This window comes from Staphylococcus sp. EG-SA-10, from assembly GCF_017151945.1.
Taxonomy (GTDB): Bacteria; Bacillota; Bacilli; order Staphylococcales; family Staphylococcaceae; genus Staphylococcus; species Staphylococcus aureus.
In genome coordinates this window covers 1-22,487 of record NZ_JACVZJ010000007.1, presented here as the reverse complement: position 1 = coordinate 22,487, position 22,487 = coordinate 1, and the positions used below count along the sequence as shown (strand labels likewise).

The following is a 22,487-nucleotide window of genomic DNA, read 5'->3' as shown; positions in this document are numbered from 1 at the left end:
ATAAAAATGTAATAAAATTTATAAAGAAAGGAAATGATTTTTATGGTCAAAAAAAGACTATTAGCTGCAACATTGTCGTTAGGAATAATCACTCCTATTGCTACTTCGTTTCATGAATCTAAAGCTGATAACAATATTGAGAATATTGGTGATGGCGCTGAGGTAGTCAAAAGAACAGAAGATACAAGTAGCGATAAGTGGGGGGTCACACAAAATATTCAGTTTGATTTTGTTAAAGATAAAAAGTATAACAAAGACGCTTTGATTTTAAAAATGCAAGGTTTTATCAATTCAAAGACTACTTATTACAATTACAAAAACACAGATCATATAAAAGCAATGAGGTGGCCTTTCCAATACAATATTGGTCTCAAAACAAATGACCCCAATGTAGATTTAATAAATTATCTACCTAAAAATAAAATAGATTCAGTAAATGTTAGTCAAACATTAGGTTATAACATAGGTGGTAATTTTAATAGTGGTCCATCAACAGGAGGTAATGGTTCATTTAATTATTCAAAAACAATTAGTTATAATCAACAAAACTATATCAGTGAAGTAGAACATCAAAATTCAAAAAGTGTTCAATGGGGAATAAAAGCTAATTCATTTATCACATCATTAGGTAAAATGTCTGGACATGATCCAAATTTATTTGTTGGATATAAACCATATAGTCAAAATCCGAGAGACTATTTTGTGCCAGACAATGAATTACCCCCATTAGTACACAGTGGTTTCAATCCTTCATTTATTGCAACTGTTTCTCATGAAAAAGGCTCAGGAGATACAAGTGAATTTGAAATAACGTATGGCAGAAATATGGATGTTACTCATGCTACTAGAAGAACAACACACTATGGCAATAGTTATTTAGAAGGATCTAGAATACACAACGCATTTGTAAACAGAAATTACACAGTTAAATATGAAGTGAACTGGAAAACTCATGAAATTAAAGTGAAAGGACATAATTGATATGAAAAAAATAGTCAAATCATCAGTTGTTACATCAATTGCATTGCTTTTGCTATCCAATACAGTTGATGCAGCTCAACATATCACACCTGTAAGTGAGAAAAAGGTTGATGATAAAATTACTTTGTACAAAACAACTGCAACATCAGATTCCGATAAGTTAAAAATTTCTCAGATTTTAACTTTTAATTTTATTAAAGATAAAAGTTATGATAAAGATACATTAATACTCAAAGCTGCTGGAAACATTTATTCTGGCTATACAAAGCCAAATCCAAAAGACACTATTAGTTCTCAATTTTATTGGGGTTCTAAGTACAACATTTCAATTAATTCAGATTCTAATGACTCAGTAAACGTTGTAGATTATGCACCTAAAAATCAAAATGAAGAATTTCAAGTACAACAAACGGTAGGTTATTCTTATGGTGGAGATATTAATATCTCTAACGGCTTATCAGGTGGAGGTAATGGTTCAAAATCTTTTTCAGAGACAATTAACTATAAACAAGAAAGCTATAGAACTAGCTTAGATAAAAGAACTAATTTCAAAAAAATTGGTTGGGATGTTGAAGCACATAAAATTATGAATAATGGTTGGGGACCATATGGCAGAGATAGTTATCATTCAACTTATGGTAATGAAATGTTTTTAGGCTCAAGACAAAGCAACTTAAATGCTGGACAAAACTTCTTGGAATATCACAAAATGCCAGTGTTATCCAGAGGTAACTTCAATCCAGAATTTATTGGTGTCCTATCTCGAAAACAAAACGCTGCAAAAAAATCAAAAATTACTGTTACTTATCAAAGAGAAATGGATAGATATACAAACTTTTGGAATCAACTTCACTGGATAGGTAATAATTATAAAGATGAAAATAGAGCAACTCATACATCAATTTATGAAGTTGATTGGGAAAATCATACAGTTAAATTAATAGATACTCAATCTAAGGAAAAAAATCCTATGAGCTAAACAGATAGATAATCAAAAAATCTTAAATATGTTAAAATTTACAAACACTTTCTTTCTATATTTAGGGTAACCACGTCTTAATTGACGTGGTTATTTTTTCAGGGCAAAAAAAGGGCGGATTATTTAAATAAGGGCAAACACTTGTGGAAAATTTAAAAGGTTAAAAATAATAAAGAACTTGGTATAACAAGGGTTTTATACATTTGCGTACAACGACGAAATGTCAATTTACCATCTCATTATGATGATATGTTTATTTTAAACACTCAAGCTCATGCACGTCTTGATCAAATGGCACAACAGTTTGAAGTTGTTTGTAATGGCTTGAACGAAAATGAAGGGCAAGTTATTCAAACAATGGATCAATCTGCTTCGTTAATTCGTTCAAACTTAATTCAAGTTAAAGAACAATTAGAAAAACAAGCAGTATACTAATTATTTATTAAAAGCTACTTGTTTTCATTGAGAATAAGTAGCTTTTTCAAACATAAAAGTTTTACAAACACATAAATAGGTGATGAAATATGCTTAAAAAGGCAAAATTAATCTTAATAGCAACACTACTGCTATCAGGATGTTCAACTACCAATAACGAATCTAATAAAGAAACAAAATCTGTACCAGAAGAAATGGAAGCTTCAAAATATGTAGGACAAGGCTTCCAACCACCTGCAGAAAAAGATGCGATTGAATTTGCGAAAAAGCATAAAGACAAAATTGCCAAACGAGGCGAACAATTTTTTATGGATAACTTCAGTCTAAAAGTTAAAGCTACGAATGTTGTAGGTAGTGGCGACGGCGTAGAAGTATACGTGCATTGTGATGACCACGATATCGTATTTAATGCGAGTATTCCATTTGACAAATCAATTATTGACAGTGATAGCTCATTAAGAAGTGAGGATAAAGGCGATGATATGAGTACTTTAGTTGGTACAGTGTTGAGTGGCTTTGAATATCGAGCACAAAAAGAAAAGTATGACAATTTATATAAATTTTTCAAAGATAATGAAAAGAAATATCAATATACAGGATTTACAAAAAAGGCAATTAACAAGACACAAAATAGTGGCTATGAAAATGAATATTTTTATATAGTTGCAAATATACCGACGCTCCAAGAATATAGAAAATATTACGAACCCCTAATAAAGAAGAATAATCTGAATTTTAAAAAAGGTATGAAAGAAGCAAGGAAAGGAGTAGGCTATAAAGCTGAAATAGAAGTACATACTACATTGTTTTCGAAAAGTAGTAACTTTTCAAAGGACAAAAAATTAGATGATGTTATAGATTTGTCTGAAAGTACGAAAAAGTTACACCTTAATTTTGAAAATACGAAAATATTTTTACAACTAGCAAAATCTACTATTAGTACTAATCGAGTTAATTACAGTGATAATGAGTCTATAAGGATTGAGGTCGAATGACTTGAAATCAGCTAATTTCTCTATATTCTAAACAAACACATAAATGGGTGATGAGCTATGTTTAAAAGAACTAAACTAATCTTAATAGCAACAATACTGCTATCAGGATGTTCCGCGATGGAAAGTGAATCAAAAAAAGACACGAATATAGAAATAAAATCTGTACCAGAAGAAATGGAAGCTTCAAAATATGTAGGCCAAGGTTTCCAACCACCTGCAGAAAAAGATGCGATTGAATTTGCGAAGAAGCATCGTAAAGAATTTGAAAAAGTAGGTGAACAATTCTTTATGAACAACTTCGGTCTAAAAGTTAAAGCTACCAATGTTGTAGGTAAAGATGATGGTGTAGAAGTTTATGTGCATTGTGAAGATCATGGCATTGTATTTAATGCAAGTCTGCCTTTGTACAAAGACGCCATCCATCAAAAAGGTTCAATGCGTAGTAATGACAACGGTGATGATATGAGTATGATGGTGGGTACAGTGCTGAGTGGCTTTGAATATCGAGCGCAAAAAGAAAAGTATGATAATTTATATAAATTTTTTAAAGAAAATGAAAAGAAATATCAATATACAGGTTTTACTAAAGAAGCAATTAACAAGACGCAAAACGTCGGGTATCAAAATGAATATTTTTATATTACATATTTATCAAGAAATTTAAAAGAATATCGTAAATATTACGAACCATTGATTCAAAAAAATGATAAAGAATTTAAAGAGGGTATGCAAAAAGCTAGAAAAGAGCTAAACTATACTGCTAATACAAATACTGTAGCAACGTTATTTAGTACGAATGATGAAAGGAATAGAAAAGAAAAGATAAATAATGTAATAGATTTATCCGAGAAAATTGAAAAAACAAAAGATATGCCAATCAAGAATACTATAACTACTCAATTAGGAAATAAACTTATTGGCACAAAAAAAGCTCGTTTTGATGATAAGAAAGTAGTGTCGTTTGGAGCATTTGAAGATGAATAAAATAAATGATAGAGATTTAACAGAATTGAGTAGTTATATGGTTTATCAAGACATCAATAAAGATAATAACTTTACAGTTAACGAAAAACGATTTAAGCAGGCAGATGTATTTGAAGATTTATATAGAGAGAAACTATAAGACGCAAATAAATTAAGAGAGTATAATTATTTACAAAATGTAACTTTTAAAAGCGCATAAATGGGTGATGAGATATGCTTAAAAAGGCAAAATTAATTTTAATAGCAACGATACTACTATCAGGATGTTCAACTACCAATAACAAATCCAACAATGAAACAAAATCAGTACCAGAAGAAATGGAAGCTTCAAAATATGTAGGACAAGGCTTCCAACCACCTGCAGAAAAAGATGCGATTGAATTTGCGAAGAAGCATAAAGATAAAATTGCTAAACGAGGCGAACAATTTTTTATGGATAACTTTGGTCTAAAAGTTAAAGCTACCAATGTTGTAGGTAGTGGCGACGGCGTAGAAGTATTCGTGCATTGTGATGACCACGACATCGTATTTAATGCGAGTATTCCATTTGACAAATCAATTATTGACAGTAATAGCTCATTAAGAAGTGAGGACAAAGGCGATGATATGAGTACTTTAGTTGGTACAGTGTTGAGTGGCTTTGAATATCGAGCACAAAAAGAAAAGTATGACAATTTATATAAATTTTTCAAAGATAATGAAAAGAAATATCAATATACAGGATTTACAAAAGAGGCAATTAACAAGACACAAAATAGTGGATATGAAAATGAATATTTTTATATTACGACTATACCGTATAATTTAACTGAGTATAGAGACTATTTTGAACCATTAATAAACAAAAGTGACAGTGAATTTTCAAAAGAATTGTCAAATGTTAAGAAGCAATTAAAAGATAAGTCTAAAGTTTCGGTAACTACTACTCTATTTAGTAAAAAAAGAACTATACTAAAAAAAGTAACAGTGAAAATGTAATAAAAATGGCAGAAGAAATAAAAAAAGAAAAAGAGATACCAAACGGTATAGATCTTAGTATAAAATTTTCGGACAAAAAAATAAATACAGTTAAACCAAATTATAACGGTAAAAGCACTTCAGAATATGGTGTGTTTGACTAAGAATAAAATAAATGATGAATATTTAGCGGAGATTAGTGTATATTGGCTAGATTAAGTATTGAAAGACAATTCTACTATTGTTGTGAAGGCAAATAAGTAGAGATTTTAAGTATAACTTCTGGCGATTTAATTAATAATATAAATGGAAATACTGATATAAAGCTTTTTGACCTATTAGATTCTTATAATTTGCTTTCCATTTAATGACGATCTTGACCCAATTGAGTGATAGAATCAAAAAACCGTCCCAAAATCCATCTCAAAAAACAATCAAACAAACAACATTCCAACCAATGAACGCAACTCACCAATGAAACATTCTCCAATTACGTAACTATGATCTAATTAAAGCATAGTTATTGAGGTTTTGTGATATATAGTATAAAATTAATGAGAATTAAATTTAATAATGTAAAATTCATCTTCGGGGTCGGGTGTAATTCCCAACCGGCAGTAAATAAAGCCTGCGACCTGCTAGTATGTATCATATTAGTGGCTGATCTAGTGAGATTCTAGAGCCGACAGTATAGTCTGGATGGGAGAAGATGGAGGTTTTTTGTTGTGCAATAATCCTCCTATTCTTACGAGATGAATGGAAGGAGAAAATTGAATATGCAACAAAATAAACGTCTTATCACAATAAGTATGTTGAGCGCGATTGCGTTTGTGTTAACTTTTATCAAGTTTCCTATACCATTTTTGCCACCATACTTAACTTTAGATTTTAGTGATGTACCGTCATTGCTAGCTACATTTACGTTTGGACCAGTTGCCGGTATCATAGTTGAACTGGTTAAAAATTTATTGAACTACTTATTTAGTATGGGCGATCCAGTTGGACCATTTGCTAATTTTTTAGCAGGCGCAAGTTTCTTATTAACTGCTTACGCCATCTATAAAAATAAACGTTCAACAAAATCTTTGATTACTGGATTAATCATTGCAACAATCGTTATGACTATCGTGTTGAGTATCTTGAACTATTTCGTTCTATTACCTTTATACGGTATGATATTTAACTTAGCTGATATCGCAAATAATCTTAAAGTAATCATTGTTTCAGGAATTATACCATTCAATATTATTAAAGGTATCGTCATTTCTATTGTATTTATTTTACTATATAGAAGGCTTGCGAATTTCTTGAAAAGAATTTAATCAAATTAAAGCAAAATAATATACACATAATAATAAAAAGCAGGTGACTATCAATAAACGATAGCTTGCCTGCTTTTTCTATGGAACATTTGTCTAAAAAATCAATTATTCAAATTTTAAAGCGTCCCCATCAAATGATTCTTCTGCAATTTTAATAGAATCTGTAGGGCATCCATCAATTGCATCTTCCATATCTTCATATAATTCCTCAGGTACTTCTGCAGTACCTTGGTTATCGTCAAGGATTACGAAAGCAATACCTTCGTCGTCGTAATCATATATATCTGGCGCTGCTGCACCGCATGCACCACATGCAATACAAGTATCCATATCAACAATTGTATATTTTGCCAATGTCTTCGCCTCCTTTGATAAAAATGCTAAAATAGTAATGTGACTAAAATTTTAGACAGCATCATTTTTATTTTCAAATTATCCGTTTTACAGAGTGAGGGTTAAACTTGCAACACATTATAAAAACAGCATTACAACAAACATTTAACTATAAAACAAATAAAAGTATTTACAATATCTTAGTTGGTAAGAAATCTCACCAAACCTTTTTTGACGCTTGTAGTCAACAACAGTTGTCATTATATCACAGTTTACCACTATTAAAATATCCGTCTTTTGAGCTATTTTTAGAAAATATAACTGAATTTAATGCTGAAATGCAAATCATATTGCATCCTAGATATACATTTGAAAGTATGGGGCAAACATTTCAAGCAATTCAACTATTAGTGCAAACCATGTCTAATACTATGCAGCAAGATTTTCGTTTCGTACCAATCTCTCAAAATAATAAGATACAAGAAACTGTAAAAATTGTCTATAACTACATTAAAGAAAACAAACTACAATTTGACTTTGAAAATGAACTACATAACTTGTTTAAAGCAATAACTTTAAAAGGGCCATGTTACTTACATTATTATTTGCAAGGCTATGATGAACCAATGTATACGAGACAGCAAGTTAGTTTAATAGAAAAACTATCTCAACAGCAATTGTTTGAATACGAAATGAATAATTTAGTGACAATGATGTTTGAATTAGAAAGTGGAGAATATACTATTTTATCAAAAATAATAATGAAACCTACATTATTAAATCAAACCTATATTACTTATACAAGATTGCTTGAACAATTCACGATGGAAGATATAGCGGTTCAACAACAAGTTAAAATCAATACTATCGAAGATCATGTACTTGAAATCTTTATCAAAGGTTATATGTCTAATTACGATGATTATGTTGAACAAGAAGATCAACTGCAATTTTTGAATTTTTATCAACAACATCGTGGCGAGCGATTAAAATTTTACAAAGAACAATTTGACACGTTATCATATTTTCAATTAAAAGTATTAATCGTTGGTTTTGAAAGAGGTGATCTGAATGTTGCATGATATTTTACGAAACAAATTTGGTTTTGAGAGTTTTAAACCGGGACAACAGGAAATTATAGAAAGTATAATGTCTCAACAACACACTCTAGGTATTCTTCCAACTGGAAGTGGTAAGAGTTTGTGTTATCAAATACCTACGTATTTATCAGGTAAGCCGACATTAATTATCTCACCGTTAATATCTTTAATGGATGACCAAGTTATGCAGTTGAAAATAAATGGAGAAAAACGTGTAACATGTATCCACTCTGGTATGGATGAAATTGAGAAAAAGCATAATATTAAATGTTTACGACATAGCCGCTTCATCTTTCTAAGTCCAGAATTTCTCCTGCAACCGGCAAATTTTAAATTAATTTCCACGATAGACTTTGGCATGATTGTACTAGATGAAGCACATTGTTTATCTGAATGGGGCTACGACTTCAGACCACATTACGCGCTAATAGGTAAGGTAACTAAGCATTTTAAGGACGCAGTTGTCTTGGCGTTGACAGCAACTGCACCACCACATTTGCAAGATGATTTGACGGAAATGTTAGCGGTTCAATTCAACGTTATTAAAACTACAATGAATCGCCCAAACATAAGCTTTAAGCATCTTAATTTTCATGATGATGAGGATAAAATTGAGTGGCTACTGCCGTTTCTACAACAGTCGGGACCAACGATTATTTATGTCTCATCGAAAAAGATGTGTCTGAATTTAGCGCAACTTATTTATGATTCAGGTTTTCTTACAGGCATTTATCATGGTGATATGAATTATCAAGAGCGACACACAGTTCAACAACAATTTTTAAATAATGATATTCCGATTATAGTCGCAACGAGTGCTTTTGGTATGGGGATTAATAAAAAAGATATTCGCACAATCATTCACTTTCATCTTTCAACAAGTCCTTCTAACTACATTCAAGAAATTGGCCGTGCGGGTCGCGATGGTGAACTAAGTCAGGCAATTAGTTTATTCCAACCGGACGATAAATATATTTTAGAAACGTTATTATTTGCAGATATGATAACAGAAGAAGATGTACAAAATTTCGAAATAGGAGAATTTTTAGCTCCCGATAAACAAGACGTTTTGACAACGTTGCATTCATTCTATAGTATCGGCGCCTTGAAACAGGTATTTAAGCAATCATTTAAACGAAAGCAATTAGGATTCTTTCGCATGATTGGCTATTGCAAATTGGATCAATGTAGACGGAAGTATTTATTAGAATTTTTCGGTGAATATCCACCGGCACAAGATCGATGTTGTGACAATGATTCTAATATAACTGATATCGCAATTTTAAATAAGAAGAAGGTAATTAGAAGTATTGGATTTGATGAAAAGTTGCAAAATTTATTTCTCAGATAGTATTACTTTACTAAAAGAAAATTGACAAGCTATAATTAGTGTATACACAATTGGAAAATGATTGAAATAATTTTGAAAAATATACATAAACTTGTGTCATACGGGTATATTTTATGTAAAATCATTGTAATAGAATAGAAAGGAAGATGGCTATGTCTAATAATTTTAAAGATGACTTTGAAAAAAATCGTCAATCGATAGACACAAATTCACATCAAGACCATACGGAAGATGTCGAAAAAGACCAATCAGAATTAGAACATCAAGATACAACAGAGAATACGGAGCAACAGTTCCCACCAAGAAATGCCCAAAGAAGAAAAAGACGCCGTGATTTAGCAACAAATCATAACAAACAACATCACGATGAATCACAAGCATCTGACGATAATGCTCACAATGAGGCTGGCACATTAGATGATCGTCAAGTCGAATCATCAGCGCATAGTTCTGTAAATCAAGAACCTAGCCATCAAGACAGTACACCTCAACATGAAGAGGAATATTATAATAAGAATGCTTTTGCAATGGATAAATCACATCCAGAACCAATCGAAGACAATGATAAACACGAGACTATTAAAGATGCAGAAAATAGCACTGAGCATTCAACAGTTTCTGATAAGAGTGAAGCTGAACAATCTCAGCAACCTAAACCATATTTTGCAACAGGTGCTAACCAAGCAAATACATCAAAAGATAAACATGATGATGTAACTGTTAAGCAAGACAAAGATGAATCTAAAGATCATCATAATGGTAAAAAAGGTGCAGCAATCGGTGCTGGAACAGCAGGTTTGGCTGGAGGCGCAGCAAGTAAAAGTGCTTCTGCCGCTTCAAAATCACATGCCTCTAATAATGCAAGTCAAAACCATGATGAACATGACCACCATGACAGAGATAAAGAACGTAAAAAAGGTGGCATGGCCAAAGTATTGTTACCATTAATTGCAGCTGTACTAATTATCGGTGCATTAGCGATATTTGGAGGCATGGCATTAAACAATCATAATAATGGTACAAAAGAAAATAAAATCGCGAATACAAATAAAAATAATGCTGATGAAAGTAAAGATAAAGACACATCTAAAGACGCTTCTAAAGATAAATCAAAATCTACAGACAGTGATAAATCAAAAGATGATCAAGACAAAGCGACTAAAGATGAATCTGATAATGATCAAAACAACGCTAATCAAGCGAACAACCAAGCACAAAATAATCAAAATCAACAACAAGCTAATCAAAATCAACAACAGCAACAACAACGTCAAGGTGGTGGCCAAAGACATACAGTGAATGGTCAAGAAAACTTATACCGTATCGCAATTCAATACTACGGTTCAGGTTCACCGGAAAATGTTGAAAAAATTAGACGTGCCAATGGTTTAAGTGGTAACAATATTAGAAACGGGCAACAAATCGTTATTCCATAATATAACTAAATAAATTGTAACTGAACTGCTATATACAAACGTGCATATTATAAAGTTTCTCTAAATAATTTAGAAAACTTAAATTGCGCTTATAAGTATGTAGCAGTTTTTTCATTTTCAAAGTTTGTTATTTAACAAGGTGTTGTCTCGAATATTGACATATCAATTTAACTTTTTACATAGTCATCAAAAAGATAAAACACCATAATCAACAAATTTAACAAGGAAGAATAAAAAATAAATCAACATATTAAATTGTAGTGCTATTCAACTCCGTAGCTAACAATTCTCTATGCACATTAAACAAATTGTCAAAAATATATCATAAATCTTCAAGCACAGACTTAGCGCATCATTCACTGAACTGTTATAATAGTTTGGGATTAAAGGAGGCCGAAACAATGCAAAAAGTTGAAAGTATCATAATTGGTGGAGGGCCATGCGGATTAAGTGCGGCTATTGAACAAAAAAGAAAAGGTATTGATACCTTAATTATTGAAAAGGGTAATGTCGTTGAATCAATCTACAATTATCCTACTCACCAAACATTTTTCTCATCAAGTGATAAATTAAGTATTGGGGACGTACCGTTTATCGTTGAAGAAAGTAAACCAAGACGTAATCAAGCGCTAGTTTATTACCGAGAAGTTGTAAAACATCATCAATTAAAAGTAAATGCATTTGAAGAAGTATTAACTGTTAAAAAAATGAATAATAAATTTACAATTACTACGACGAAAGATGTTTATGAATGTCGATTTTTAACAATCGCGACAGGCTATTATGGTCAGCATAATACATTAGAGGTTGAAGGTGCGGATTTACCTAAAGTGTTCCATTATTTTAAAGAGGCACATCCGTATTTTGATCAAGATGTTGTTATTATTGGTGGTAAGAATTCGGCTATCGATGCTGCTTTGGAGTTGGAAAAAGCTGGTGCTAACGTGACGGTTCTATATCGTGGTGGAGATTATTCGCCTTCAATTAAACCGTGGATACTTCCAAATTTCACAGCATTAGTAAATCATGAAAAAATTGACATGGAATTTAATGCTAATGTTACCCAAATAACTGAAGATACTGTGACTTATGAAGTAAATGGTGAAAGTAAAACGATACACAATGATTATGTATTTGCGATGATTGGTTATCATCCCGATTATGAATTTTTAAAATCTGTAGGCATTCAAATTAATACAAATGAATTTGGAACAGCGCCTATGTATAATAAAGAAACATACGAAACAAATATCGAAAATTGCTACATTGCAGGTGTGATTGCTGCAGGGAACGATGCGAATACCATTTTTATTGAAAATGGTAAATTCCACGGTGGCATTATTGCTCAAAGCATGCTAGCTAAGAAACAAACGCCGTTAGAATCATAAAAATAAAGGTCTATGTACTAAATAACTTAGTTTTACAACGACTGACATTCATGATATGTCAAATGAGGTTGATGACTAATTATTGTACATAGACCTTTTTATGTTAAGTAATCATTATAATTCAAAATATGATTTGATTTCAGCTTTATCTAAATTATTGCTTAACGCGACTAATAATTTTAATCTTGCTTTTGGACCATTCAAACCGTTAGAAAAAATAAAACCTTGTTGTGCGAGTTGGTAACCACCACCATCGTATGCGTAAGTTGGACTCACAATACCATTAAAGGAACGTGAAACTAGCACAATAGGTATATTTAAAGATACTAATTGTTGAATGCCTTCTAATGCGCTTGGAGGTATGTTGCCTTGCCCTAACGCTTCAATAACCATACCATCGATACCTTCACGACTATAAAAACTAAAAATGTCACCTGGCATACCCATATATGCTTTTACTAATGGTACATTTAGTTTCTCATTGACATTTTCCAATGCTTGTTGGCGATATGGCATATGATGGAATTGCACACGATCCTTTGTCAATACACCTAGCGGACCATGATTTGGACTTTGAAATGTGTTTGTATTAGACGTATGTGTTTTGGTAACGTTACGGGCCGTATGTATTTCATCATTAAATACAACCATCACGCCTTTATGACGGGCCTTTTCATCAGAGGCAACGCGAATAGCGGAAATATAATTATATAATCCGTCAGAACCAATTTCATTAGACGAGCGCATTGCGCCAGTAATAACAACAGGTTGCTCGATACCTAATATTAAATCAAGTAAAAAGGCAGTTTCTTCTAACGTATCGGTACCATGCGTGATAACGAAACCATCATAATATTTATTTGTTACTGCTTCTAAAATAATATCCTTTAATTGTTTAACATGTTGGATTGTCATATGAGGTGATGGTACATTAAAAGGATTTAATTCATCTATTTGTGCATATTGATTTATGACATCTTGATGCAGTGAAAGAGGGTTAATATCATTTGTTACTACTTTATTAGATTGGTCTTGTGACATACTAATGGTGCCACCAGTATGAATAACAAGTAGATGTTTCATATATTTCCTCCTATATTTCATTTACTTAATTATGATAAAATATTATTTATAAAACGACAAGGAAGGGAAATGACGCATGAAAGCCATTAATATTGCATTAGATGGTCCAGCTGCTGCCGGAAAAAGTACAATTGCGAAACGTGTAGCCAGTGAACTATCAATGATTTATGTAGATACAGGAGCAATGTATCGTGCATTAACATACAAATATTTAAAATTAAACAAAACTGAGGACTTTGCAAAACTAGTTGACCAAACAACATTAGATTTAACTTATAAAGCAGATAAAGGTCAATGTGTCATTTTAGATAACGAAGATGTAACAGACTTTTTGAGAAATAATGATGTGACGCAACATGTTTCATACGTTGCATCTAAAGAGCCAGTACGTTCATTCGCCGTTAAAAAACAAAAAGAGTTAGCTGCAGAAAAAGGTATCGTAATGGACGGTCGCGATATCGGAACTGTAGTGCTACCAGATGCAGATTTAAAAGTATATATGATTGCATCAGTTGAAGAGCGAGCAGAAAGAAGATATAAAGATAATCAATTAAGAGGTATCGAATCAAATTTTGAAGATTTAAAACGTGATATTGAAGCACGTGATCAATATGACATGAACCGTGAAATATCACCATTAAGAAAAGCAGATGATGCAGTGACTTTAGATACGACAGGCAAGACGATTGAAGAAGTTACTGACGAGATTTTAGCGATGGTGAATCAAATTAAATAATCTAGTAAGTCATAACTATTTATTTGTAATGGGCAACGCTTAATGCATATACAAATTGAATGTGCTGTTAATAATTTACTCAAATTAAAAGGTGATTTTTATTCAACGATGAATGAAAGTTGCCTTTTTATTTTTGGTAAAAGTTAATGCATCAGTCAATTGTGTAAGTTTTTCAAAACGTAAACAGAAATAATAAAGATAAATTATTAGAATTCCAAAAATAATTCATTACATTCATAAAGCATTTTACAAATGGTAAGAAAATGAGTGTTACAAATCTAAGTATTGCAAAAGAAGCTGATTTAGTCACAAAAAGTGTCCTATGTAATAATTCGAGAAAGATGCACTATATACGGTCTTCTTACTATTCAAATGTAAAAGTTGCTTATTTGCGTGGCTTTTTGTTTTATAAAAGTATAAAATTTTACTATAATATATCTTGTAGAGAACAATGAAATGACAGACTTATAAAACAAAATAGTGAGCTATGCTAATTTTTATACAAAAAATATGTATAAACATAGCGGACTTTATTACTTGTATTAATATATGGTTGTAATAAATATATGTCCAACTAATACACAGAATGAGATTAAGTGACATATTTATGGATACAACTAATTTACTAAATGTAATAAAGGTAGAATTTCTTGACAATTCTGTCAGTTTATAAGATGTTATAAATATGTAGTGTATAAGGAGGCAAACAAGATGACTGAAGAATTCAATGAATCAATGATTAACGATATTAAAGAAGGTGACAAAGTCACTGGCGAGGTACAACAAGTTGAAGACAAGCAAGTTGTTGTTCATATCAACGGTGGTAAATTTAATGGGATTATTCCTATTAGTCAACTATCTACGCATCATATTGATAGCCCAAGTGAAGTTGTAAAAGAGGGCGACGAAGTTGAAGCATATGTCACTAAAGTTGAGTTTGATGAAGAAAATGAAACTGGAGCTTACATCTTATCTAGAAGACAACTTGAAACTGAGAAGTCTTATAGTTATTTACAAGAAAAATTAGATAATAATGAAATCATCGAAGCGAAAGTAACAGAAGTAGTTAAAGGTGGTTTGGTTGTTGATGTAGGACAAAGAGGTTTTGTTCCGGCTTCACTAATTTCAACAGACTTCATTGAGGATTTCTCTGTGTTTGATGGACAAACAATTCGTATTAAAGTTGAAGAATTGGATCCTGAAAATAATAGAGTCATTTTAAGCCGTAAAGCAGTTGAACAAGAAGAAAACGATGCTAAAAAAGATCAATTATTACAATCTTTAAATGAAGGCGATGTTATTGATGGTAAAGTAGCGCGTTTAACTCAATTTGGTGCATTTATAGACATTGGCGGTGTTGATGGTTTAGTGCATGTATCTGAACTTTCTCACGAACATGTTCAAACACCAGAAGAAGTAGTTTCAATTGGTCAAGATGTTAAAGTTAAAATTAAATCTATTGATAGAGATACAGAACGTATTTCATTATCAATCAAAGATACGTTACCAACACCTTTCGAAAATATTAAAGGTCAATTCCACGAAAATGATGTCATTGAAGGTGTCGTAGTAAGATTGGCAAACTTTGGTGCATTTGTTGAAATTGCACCAGGTGTACAAGGACTTGTACATATTTCTGAAATTGCACACAAACACATTGGTACGCCAGGTGAAGTGTTAGAACCTGGTCAACAAGTAAATGTTAAAATATTAGGTATTGATGAAGAGAATGAAAGAGTATCACTATCTATTAAAGCAACATTACCAAACGAAGATGTTGTTGAAAGTGATCCTTCTACGACTAAGGCGTACTTAGAAAGCGAAGAAGAAGATAATCCAACAATTGGCGATATGATTGGTGATAAACTTAAAAATCTTAAACTATAATTCAATATTTAATAGTCAACTCCACATGTTTATGATTGCATGTGGAGTATTTTTATGTAACAAAATATATTCGGAATGATAACGTGGACAAATTTAACTAAGTGTTTTATAAGATAAAGTTTTAAGTGCTGGTTTTTATCATTACAGTAATAAACTCATTTTGAATACACAGTCTCATGTGATATTATTAAAAAGATATAAGAAAGAGAGGAAGTTAGCTTATGACTAAACCTATAGTAGCTATTGTAGGTAGGCCTAATGTAGGTAAATCTACAATTTTTAATAGAATAGTTGGAGAACGTGTTTCGATTGTTGAAGATACGCCAGGTGTAACACGAGATCGTATTTATTCTTCAGGTGAGTGGTTAACACATGATTTCAATATTATTGATACAGGTGGTATTGAAATTGGTGATGCACCATTCCAAACACAAATTAGAGCGCAGGCAGAAATCGCCATAGATGAAGCGGATGTTATTATTTTTATGGTTAACGTGCGTGAAGGATTGACACAAAGCGATGAAATGGTCGCTCAAATTTTATACAAATCTAAAAAACCGGTCGTATTAGCGGTTAACAAAGTAGATAATATGGAAATGCGTACAGACGTGTATGATTTCTATTCATTAGGATTTGGTGAACCGTATCCGATATCAGGGTCACATGGTTTAGGGCTTGGTGACTTGTTAGATGCAGTTGTTTCTCATTTTGGTGAAGAGGAAGAAGACCCTTATGATGAAGATACAATTCGACTATCCATTATTGGACGACCAAACGTAGGTAAATCAAGTTTAGTAAATGCTATTTTAGGTGAAGACCGCGTTATCGTTTCTAATGTTGCAGGGACAACGAGAGACGCTATTGATACAGAGTATAGTTATGATGGACAAGATTATGTTTTAATCGATACTGCTGGTATGCGTAAAAAAGGAAAAGTATATGAATCAACTGAGAAATATTCAGTATTAAGAGCTTTAAAAGCGATTGAACGTTCAAATGTTGTTTTAGTGGTTATTGATGCAGAACAAGGCATTATTGAACAAGATAAACGTGTTGCAGGATATGCACATGAACAAGGTAAAGCAGTCGTGATTGTCGTAAATAAATGGGATACTGTGGAAAAAGATAGTAAAACGATGAAGAAATTTGAAGATGAAGTACGTAAAGAATTCCAATTTTTAGATTATGCACAAATTGCTTTTGTGTCTGCTAAAGAACGCACAAGATTACGTACATTATTCCCTTACATTAATGAAGCAAGTGAAAACCATAAAAAACGTGTTCAAAGTTCAACTTTAAATGAAGTCGTTACTGATGCAATTTCCATGAACCCTACACCAACAGACAAAGGTAGACGTTTGAATGTCTTTTATGCAACACAAGTTGCTATAGAACCACCGACATTTGTTGTATTTGTTAATGATGTAGAATTAATGCATTTTTCTTATAAACGCTATTTAGAGAATCAAATCCGTGCCGCTTTTGGTTTTGAAGGTACACCAATTCATATTATAGCTCGAAAGAGAAATTAACGATTGGGGGATAACAATGACTAAAATTACCGTTTTTGGTATGGGAAGTTTTGGGACAGCCCTTGCCAATGTTCTTGCAGAAAATGGACATGATGTTTTGATGTGGGGTAAAAATCAAGATGCTGTTGATGAATTAAATACATGTCATACAAATAAAAAGTATTTAAAATACGCGAAATTAGACGTTAACATCATCGCTACTTCAGATATGACCAAAGCAATTCAATTTGCAGATATTTACTTAATGGCTTTACCTACTAAAGCAATGCGAGAAGTTGCTACTCAAATTAATGATAAGCTGACATCTAAAAAGACTTTTATACATGTTGCTAAAGGTATTGAAAATGGGACATTTAAACGTGTGTCAGAAATGATTGAAGATTCTATTTCACCTGAATATAATGCAGGTATTGGTGTGTTGTCCGGGCCAAGTCATGCGGAAGAAGTTGTAGTCAAGCAACCAACTACAGTTGCTGCTTCATCAAAAGATAAAAATGTAAGTAAATTAACGCAAGATTTATTTATGAATGATTATTTACGTGTGTACACGAATGATGATTTGATTGGTGTTGAACTTGGTGGTGCATTGAAAAATATCATCGCAGTAGCAAGTGGTATCGTAGCTGGAATTGGCTACGGTGATAATGCAAAAGCTGCATTAATGACTCGTGGCTTAGCGGAAATTAGCAGATTAGGTGAAAAGTTAGGTGCCGATCCTATGACATTTCTAGGTTTAGGTGGTATCGGTGACTTAATCGTTACTTGCACATCAACACATTCTCGAAATTTCACATTAGGATATAAACTTGGACAAGGTGAATCAATGGATCAAGCATTATCTGAAATGAATATGGTTGTTGAAGGTATTTATACAACTAAATCCGTTTATCATTTAGCTAAAGAAAAAAATGTGGATATGCCAATTACAAATGCATTATATAGAGTATTATTTGAAAATATTTCGGTAAAAGAATGCGTAAAAGATTTAATGGAGCGCGATAAAAAATCTGAATAAAATGTGTATTATTACACATATACAGCTAATAATTACGCAAAATGAATAGAAATGGCTTAAATTCAACGTTTTTGCCACATAAATGATTGCGATTTATGTAATGCTTGTGTTAAAGTTTTACCATAATGATATAAACATATCATTATCAAACCTCAGGAGGTGAATGTCTAATGAACAAAACAGATTTAATCAATGCAGTTGCAGAGCAAGCTGATTTAACTAAAAAAGAAGCTGGTTCAGCAGTAGATGCTGTATTCGAATCAATCCAAAACTCACTTGCTAAAGGTGAAAAAGTACAATTAATTGGTTTCGGTAACTTTGAGGTACGTGAACGTGCTGCACGTAAAGGTCGTAACCCTCAAACTGGTAAAGAAATTGATATCCCAGCAAGTAAAGTTCCAGCATTCAAAGCTGGTAAAGCATTAAAAGATGCTGTAAAATAATTTTACTTAAAAAGCCCTGAATAAGGGCTTTTTATTTTGCTTTTAATACTTACAACCTGTACATAAATTGTAATGTTCTTCTAAGTTTTTAATCTTTGGAACATTCATTGTTTAAGCGTTCAAAATATTACATGACATCATAGTTTTGATAAAAATAGCAACTACAAAATATACATATGAATAATGAGATTAATTGTTAGCGTTGAATTTACTTAAAAGGTAACCATGTCTACTATAGTATTTTACGTTATTTAAAATGATGAATAATGTAAATGAAGTAAGGGTTATTATGAGAATTACAAAAGCTACATAAATTACTGTTAGTTTAAATTGAAATTTAAAAATGATAAGTAATCTTAATGCTTCAAAAGATTTTAATTTCTTACATATAATGTTAATATGAATAGTGATAATATCGTGAGGTGTAGACATGGAAACAACTGTTAGCAAATTGGAAAGACAAATAGAAGAAAGATTAAAGGGCGTATCAGAATATGAATCCATTAATATTAATCATCGGTTAGGTAAGTTACTCGATTCATATGATATTCCAGATGTTGCCAAAGTAGCATGCCTCACAATTGACACATCAATGAGACACCTTGATGACATTACATATAATCATTTGTCTAAGCATTCCATTTTGATTGGAGATTTAATTAGTGCACATTTTTATACGCTACTAGCAGAAATCAATGATTTGTCATTTCAAAATGAAATTAGTAAAGCAATTGTTGAAATTAATGAATTGAAATCTTCATTACATCATCAAGCTTTAAATGATTATGAAATTTCTCAAGCAATAGTAAAAATTGAAACACTTTTCCCATATATTACGTTATCTCATTTCGGTATCAATATTGATGAGTCGGAAATATATAATTATTTATTTGAAGATATGTCTGATTACTATCCATCATACTTCAAGAAATATAATCAAAGTGAAGTAAAGCATTACTTACACGATATCCAAAAAAGTTATTTAAAAAGTAGAGGTAATTAAGCATGGCTGACAATAAAGCAAATAAAGAGCAAGTACATCGCGTTTTTCAAAATATTTCAAAAAAATATGACAGATTAAATAATATTATTAGTTTTGAGCAGCATAAAGTATGGAGAAAACGTGTCATGAAAGACATGGGTGTTAGAAAAGGTACGAAAGCATTAGATGTTTGTTGTGGTACTGGTGATTGGACAATCGCATTAAGCAAAGCTGTAGGACCAACAGGTGAAGTTACTGGTATTGACTTTAGTGAGAATATGTTAGAAGTAGGAAAAGAAAAAACTGCTTCAATGGAAAATGTTAAACTTGTTCATGGTGATGCAATGGAATTGCCGTTTGAAGACAATTCTTTTGATTATGTAACAATTGGGTTTGGATTAAGGAATGTTCCAGACTATTTAGTCGCGTTAAAAGAAATGAATAGAGTACTTAAACCAGGTGGTATGGTGGTATGTCTTGAAACGAGCCAACCAACTTTGCCAGTCTTTAAACAAATGTATGCATTATACTTTAAATTTGTTATGCCTATTTTTGGAAAATTATTTGCAAAATCAAAAGAAGAATATGAATGGTTACAGCAATCTACGTTTAATTTTCCTGGAAAAGAAGAGTTGAAGCGCATGTTTGAAGAAGCGGGTTTCATAAATGTAAGAGTACGTAGTTTTACAGGGGGCGTTGCTGCAATGCACCTTGGCTATAAAGAAAAAGATAATACCAAAGGTGATTAACGTGGCAAAGTTAAACATGAACAATGAAATTAAGAAAGTGGAACAACGACTTGAAAAGGCAATAAAAAGTAAAGATTCTGTATTAGAACAGGCATCATTACACTTATTGTCTTCTGGTGGTAAAAGAGTACGCCCAGCATTTGTAATTCTGAGTAGCCAATTTGGCAAAGATGAACAAACGTCTGAACAAACGTATCAAGTTGCAGTCGCATTAGAGTTAATTCATATGGCAACACTTGTTCATGATGACGTTATTGATAAAAGCGACAAGCGTCGAGGCAAGTTAACCATATCAAAGAAATGGGATCAGACAACTGCTATTTTAACTGGGAATTTTTTATTGGCATTAGGACTTGAACACTTAATGGCCGTTAAAGATAATCGTGTACATCAATTAATATCTGAATCTATCGTTGATGTTTGTAGAGGGGAACTTTTCCAATTTCAAGACCAATTTAACAGTCAACAGACAATTATCAATTATTTACGACGTATCAATCGTAAAACAGCACTGTTAATTCAATTATCAACTGAAGTTGGTGCAATTACATCTCAATCTGATAAAGAGACTGTACGAAAATTGAAAATGATTGGTCATTATATAGGCATGAGCTTCCAAATCATTGATGATGTATTAGACTTCACAAGTACCGAAAAGAAATTAGGTAAGCCGGTTGGAAGTGATTTGCTTAATGGTCATATTACGTTACCGATTTTATTAGAAATGCGTAAAAATCCAGACTTCAAATTGAAAATCGAACAATTACGTCGTGATAGTGAACGCAAAGAATTTGAAGAATGTATCCAAATCATTAGAAAATCTGACAGCATCGATGAAGCTAAGGCAGTAAGTTCGAAGTATTTAAGTAAAGCTTTGGATTTGATTTCTGAGTTACCAGATGGACATCCGAAATCACTACTTTTAAGTTTGACGAAAAAAATGGGGTCAAGAAACACATAGTATTTATGAAAAGTATTGAAAGCGCTTTACCAACCTGTTAATATATAATAGTAATATACATAAACCTATTAAACACAGGGGGATACATAAAGTGGAACGTACATTTTTAATGATTAAACCAGATGCAGTACAAAGAAATCTAATTGGTGAAGTAATTTCAAGAATTGAAAGAAAAGGACTAAAACTTGTCGGTGGTAAATTAATGCAAGTACCAATGGAACTTGCTGAAACACATTATGGTGAACACCAAGGTAAACCATTTTATAATGATTTAATTTCATTTATTACATCAGCACCAGTGTTCGCAATGGTAGTTGAAGGTGAAGATGCAGTTAATGTATCTAGACATATTATTGGCAGCACCAATCCTTCAGAAGCTTCACCAGGATCAATTAGAGGTGATTTAGGTTTAACTGTTGGTAGAAATATCATTCACGGTTCAGATTCATTAGAGTCTGCTGAACGTGAAATTAATTTATGGTTTAATGAAAATGAAATTACTAGCTATGCTTCACCACGTGATGCTTGGTTATACGAATAAAATATAAGCTATAAACCTTTCTGATTTATAAAAGGAAAAAGGGTTTTGTTATGTGGTTAGTGATTTATGACCATTCATAACAAAGCCCTATTTTTATACGGACTGATTAACTTTATAAAAAATGATCAGTCCATTTACTTTTATATAAAGAAATATAGCTTGTATATTATGGTTCTCCACCAAATGTGGTGGGTATATAATTTAAAGAACTATTTTAAATTACAACTTTTAGAGTTTTTATTATTAGGCGGCCAGTCCATTATTGGGCTTGGTTGTCTTCTTTTTTTCTCCTTTGTA

Annotated in this window: 23 protein-coding genes, 5 pseudogenes and 1 riboswitch; of the genes and pseudogenes, 26 read left to right on the top strand and 2 right to left on the bottom strand. The window is 32.0% G+C overall.

The features are described 5' to 3' along the window. Positions 1-42: 42 nt before the first annotated feature. The 9 genes and pseudogenes from lukS-PV to IDG45_RS07250 all read left to right on the top strand — a co-directional run bounded on the left by lukS-PV (position 43) and on the right by IDG45_RS07250 (position 6,653). On the top strand, positions 43-981 hold the full coding sequence (gene lukS-PV, locus IDG45_RS07290; RefSeq protein ID WP_000239544.1) for a Panton-Valentine bi-component leukocidin subunit S: 939 nt from the start codon (positions 43-45) through the stop codon (positions 979-981). Continuing rightward, positions 977-1,960: a Panton-Valentine bi-component leukocidin subunit F gene (lukF-PV, locus tag IDG45_RS07285; protein ID WP_024937002.1), complete on the top strand. Its 984-nt coding sequence runs from the start codon at positions 977-979 to the stop codon at positions 1,958-1,960. The genes lukS-PV and lukF-PV overlap by 5 nt, the downstream gene beginning before the upstream one ends. A 249-nt stretch (positions 1,961-2,209) precedes the next feature. Continuing rightward, complete coding sequence (locus IDG45_RS07280; protein WP_000470337.1) at positions 2,210-2,395, top strand: hypothetical protein; 186 nt, start codon at positions 2,210-2,212, stop codon at positions 2,393-2,395. Between the two features lie 89 nt (positions 2,396-2,484). Then, positions 2,485-3,390, top strand: coding sequence for a DUF1672 domain-containing protein (locus IDG45_RS07275; RefSeq protein WP_000913240.1), 906 nt, complete (start codon positions 2,485-2,487; stop codon positions 3,388-3,390). Positions 3,391-3,447: 57 nt separating this feature from the next. Next, the gene (locus IDG45_RS07270) at positions 3,448-4,374 is read left to right on the top strand and encodes a DUF1672 domain-containing protein (RefSeq protein ID WP_025174501.1); all 927 of its coding nucleotides are present in this window, start codon (positions 3,448-3,450) and stop codon (positions 4,372-4,374) included. Further along, positions 4,367-4,492 (top strand): annotated as a pseudogene (locus tag IDG45_RS07265) (hypothetical protein); the annotation flags it as partial. The gene IDG45_RS07270 and the pseudogene IDG45_RS07265, both read left to right, overlap by 8 nt. A gap of 95 nt (positions 4,493-4,587) precedes the next feature. Then, a pseudogene (locus tag IDG45_RS07260) lies at positions 4,588-5,495 on the top strand (DUF1672 domain-containing protein). 203 nt (positions 5,496-5,698) lie between these two features. Beyond that, positions 5,699-5,829, top strand: a pseudogene (locus IDG45_RS07255) (hypothetical protein). A gap of 82 nt (positions 5,830-5,911) precedes the next feature. Further along, positions 5,912-6,046: riboswitch (FMN riboswitch) on the top strand. Between the two features lie 61 nt (positions 6,047-6,107). Next, a complete protein-coding gene (locus IDG45_RS07250; protein WP_001186910.1) occupies positions 6,108-6,653 on the top strand; it encodes an ECF transporter S component in 546 nt (181 codons plus the stop codon). Between the two features lie 105 nt (positions 6,654-6,758). Here IDG45_RS07250 and IDG45_RS07245 read toward each other — a convergent pair whose 3' ends face one another. Further along, positions 6,759-7,007 (bottom strand): ferredoxin, encoded by a 249-nt coding sequence (locus IDG45_RS07245; RefSeq protein WP_001151998.1) that lies wholly within the window; start codon positions 7,005-7,007, stop codon positions 6,759-6,761. A gap of 107 nt (positions 7,008-7,114) precedes the next feature. Here IDG45_RS07245 and IDG45_RS07240 point away from each other — a divergent pair, with 107 nt between their 5' ends. The 5 genes and pseudogenes from IDG45_RS07240 (at position 7,115) to ypdA (ending at position 12,261) form a co-directional block, all read left to right on the top strand. Then, the gene (locus IDG45_RS07240; RefSeq protein ID WP_001163818.1) at positions 7,115-8,068 is read left to right on the top strand and encodes a YpbB family protein; all 954 of its coding nucleotides are present in this window, start codon (positions 7,115-7,117) and stop codon (positions 8,066-8,068) included. Continuing rightward, entirely contained in the window at positions 8,058-9,437 is a 1,380-nt protein-coding gene (locus IDG45_RS07235; protein ID WP_000902112.1) for a RecQ family ATP-dependent DNA helicase, read from the top strand. Before IDG45_RS07240 ends, IDG45_RS07235 begins: the two co-directional genes overlap by 11 nt. A 152-nt stretch (positions 9,438-9,589) precedes the next feature. Beyond that, entirely contained in the window at positions 9,590-10,873 is a 1,284-nt protein-coding gene (locus tag IDG45_RS07230) for a LysM peptidoglycan-binding domain-containing protein (RefSeq protein ID WP_000069302.1), read from the top strand. Positions 10,874-10,997: 124 nt separating this feature from the next. After that, positions 10,998-11,078 (top strand): annotated as a pseudogene (locus IDG45_RS07225) (hypothetical protein); the annotation flags it as partial. Positions 11,079-11,274: 196 nt separating this feature from the next. Further along, a complete protein-coding gene (ypdA, locus tag IDG45_RS07220; protein ID WP_001174260.1) occupies positions 11,275-12,261 on the top strand; it encodes a bacillithiol disulfide reductase YpdA in 987 nt (328 codons plus the stop codon). A 114-nt stretch (positions 12,262-12,375) separates the two neighbouring features. Here the strand turns inward: ypdA and IDG45_RS07215 are convergent, their stop codons facing one another. After that, entirely contained in the window at positions 12,376-13,344 is a 969-nt protein-coding gene (locus tag IDG45_RS07215; protein WP_000681768.1) for an asparaginase, read from the bottom strand. Positions 13,345-13,420: 76 nt separating this feature from the next. Here IDG45_RS07215 and cmk point away from each other — a divergent pair, with 76 nt between their 5' ends. From cmk to IDG45_RS14155, 12 genes and pseudogenes are all read left to right on the top strand, one after another. Beyond that, positions 13,421-14,080 carry a (d)CMP kinase gene (cmk, locus tag IDG45_RS07210; RefSeq protein ID WP_000644392.1) on the top strand — a complete coding sequence of 220 codons (660 nt, stop codon included), beginning with the start codon at positions 13,421-13,423 and terminating at the stop codon, positions 14,078-14,080. Positions 14,081-14,122: 42 nt separating this feature from the next. Continuing rightward, positions 14,123-14,227, top strand: coding sequence for a hypothetical protein (locus IDG45_RS07205; RefSeq protein WP_111063924.1), 105 nt, complete (start codon positions 14,123-14,125; stop codon positions 14,225-14,227). A gap of 116 nt (positions 14,228-14,343) precedes the next feature. Further along, the gene (locus IDG45_RS07200; RefSeq protein WP_111063926.1) at positions 14,344-14,535 is read left to right on the top strand and encodes a hypothetical protein; all 192 of its coding nucleotides are present in this window, start codon (positions 14,344-14,346) and stop codon (positions 14,533-14,535) included. 256 nt (positions 14,536-14,791) lie between these two features. Beyond that, positions 14,792-15,967: a 30S ribosomal protein S1 gene (rpsA, locus tag IDG45_RS07195; RefSeq protein WP_000133955.1), complete on the top strand. Its 1,176-nt coding sequence runs from the start codon at positions 14,792-14,794 to the stop codon at positions 15,965-15,967. A gap of 221 nt (positions 15,968-16,188) precedes the next feature. Continuing rightward, positions 16,189-17,499: a ribosome biogenesis GTPase Der gene (gene der / locus IDG45_RS07190; RefSeq protein ID WP_000165530.1), complete on the top strand. Its 1,311-nt coding sequence runs from the start codon at positions 16,189-16,191 to the stop codon at positions 17,497-17,499. A gap of 16 nt (positions 17,500-17,515) precedes the next feature. Then, on the top strand, positions 17,516-18,514 hold the full coding sequence (locus tag IDG45_RS07185) for an NAD(P)H-dependent glycerol-3-phosphate dehydrogenase (RefSeq protein WP_000161743.1): 999 nt from the start codon (positions 17,516-17,518) through the stop codon (positions 18,512-18,514). 170 nt (positions 18,515-18,684) lie between these two features. Further along, complete coding sequence (hbs, locus tag IDG45_RS07180) at positions 18,685-18,957, top strand: non-specific DNA-binding protein Hbs (RefSeq protein WP_001043863.1); 273 nt, start codon at positions 18,685-18,687, stop codon at positions 18,955-18,957. A gap of 430 nt (positions 18,958-19,387) precedes the next feature. Then, positions 19,388-19,960 (top strand): heptaprenyl diphosphate synthase component 1, encoded by a 573-nt coding sequence (locus IDG45_RS07175; RefSeq protein ID WP_000450555.1) that lies wholly within the window; start codon positions 19,388-19,390, stop codon positions 19,958-19,960. 2 nt (positions 19,961-19,962) lie between these two features. After that, positions 19,963-20,688: a demethylmenaquinone methyltransferase gene (locus tag IDG45_RS07170; protein WP_000774684.1), complete on the top strand. Its 726-nt coding sequence runs from the start codon at positions 19,963-19,965 to the stop codon at positions 20,686-20,688. Position 20,689: 1 nt separating this feature from the next. Then, on the top strand, positions 20,690-21,649 hold the full coding sequence (locus IDG45_RS07165; RefSeq protein ID WP_001096479.1) for a polyprenyl synthetase family protein: 960 nt from the start codon (positions 20,690-20,692) through the stop codon (positions 21,647-21,649). Between the two features lie 91 nt (positions 21,650-21,740). Beyond that, positions 21,741-22,190, top strand: coding sequence for a nucleoside-diphosphate kinase (gene ndk / locus IDG45_RS07160; RefSeq protein ID WP_000442480.1), 450 nt, complete (start codon positions 21,741-21,743; stop codon positions 22,188-22,190). A gap of 66 nt (positions 22,191-22,256) precedes the next feature. After that, positions 22,257-22,487, top strand: a pseudogene (locus tag IDG45_RS14155) (hypothetical protein); the annotation flags it as partial.

Excerpts from the sequence above, each read along its gene's own strand:
- IDG45_RS07230 (WP_000069302.1), top strand. The coding sequence starts at position 9,590 with ATGTCTAATAATTTTAAAGATGACTTTGAAAAAAATCGTCAATCGATA.
- IDG45_RS07275 (WP_000913240.1), top strand. The coding sequence starts at position 2,485 with ATGCTTAAAAAGGCAAAATTAATCTTAATAGCAACACTACTGCTATCA.
- hbs (WP_001043863.1), top strand. The coding sequence starts at position 18,685 with ATGAACAAAACAGATTTAATCAATGCAGTTGCAGAGCAAGCTGATTTA.
- IDG45_RS07270 (WP_025174501.1), top strand. The coding sequence starts at position 3,448 with ATGTTTAAAAGAACTAAACTAATCTTAATAGCAACAATACTGCTATCA.
- cmk (WP_000644392.1), top strand. The coding sequence starts at position 13,421 with ATGAAAGCCATTAATATTGCATTAGATGGTCCAGCTGCTGCCGGAAAA.
- IDG45_RS07200 (WP_111063926.1), top strand. The coding sequence starts at position 14,344 with ATGAGTGTTACAAATCTAAGTATTGCAAAAGAAGCTGATTTAGTCACA.
- IDG45_RS07215 (WP_000681768.1), bottom strand. The coding sequence starts at position 13,344 with ATGAAACATCTACTTGTTATTCATACTGGTGGCACCATTAGTATGTCA.
- IDG45_RS07170 (WP_000774684.1), top strand. The coding sequence starts at position 19,963 with ATGGCTGACAATAAAGCAAATAAAGAGCAAGTACATCGCGTTTTTCAA.
- IDG45_RS07205 (WP_111063924.1), top strand. The coding sequence starts at position 14,123 with ATGCATATACAAATTGAATGTGCTGTTAATAATTTACTCAAATTAAAA.
- IDG45_RS07250 (WP_001186910.1), top strand. The coding sequence starts at position 6,108 with ATGCAACAAAATAAACGTCTTATCACAATAAGTATGTTGAGCGCGATT.
- IDG45_RS07185 (WP_000161743.1), top strand. The coding sequence starts at position 17,516 with ATGACTAAAATTACCGTTTTTGGTATGGGAAGTTTTGGGACAGCCCTT.
- IDG45_RS07175 (WP_000450555.1), top strand. The coding sequence starts at position 19,388 with ATGGAAACAACTGTTAGCAAATTGGAAAGACAAATAGAAGAAAGATTA.
- lukS-PV (WP_000239544.1), top strand. The coding sequence starts at position 43 with ATGGTCAAAAAAAGACTATTAGCTGCAACATTGTCGTTAGGAATAATC.
- IDG45_RS07235 (WP_000902112.1), top strand. The coding sequence starts at position 8,058 with ATGTTGCATGATATTTTACGAAACAAATTTGGTTTTGAGAGTTTTAAA.
- ypdA (WP_001174260.1), top strand. The coding sequence starts at position 11,275 with ATGCAAAAAGTTGAAAGTATCATAATTGGTGGAGGGCCATGCGGATTA.
- rpsA (WP_000133955.1), top strand. The coding sequence starts at position 14,792 with ATGACTGAAGAATTCAATGAATCAATGATTAACGATATTAAAGAAGGT.
- der (WP_000165530.1), top strand. The coding sequence starts at position 16,189 with ATGACTAAACCTATAGTAGCTATTGTAGGTAGGCCTAATGTAGGTAAA.
- IDG45_RS07280 (WP_000470337.1), top strand. The coding sequence starts at position 2,210 with ATGTTTATTTTAAACACTCAAGCTCATGCACGTCTTGATCAAATGGCA.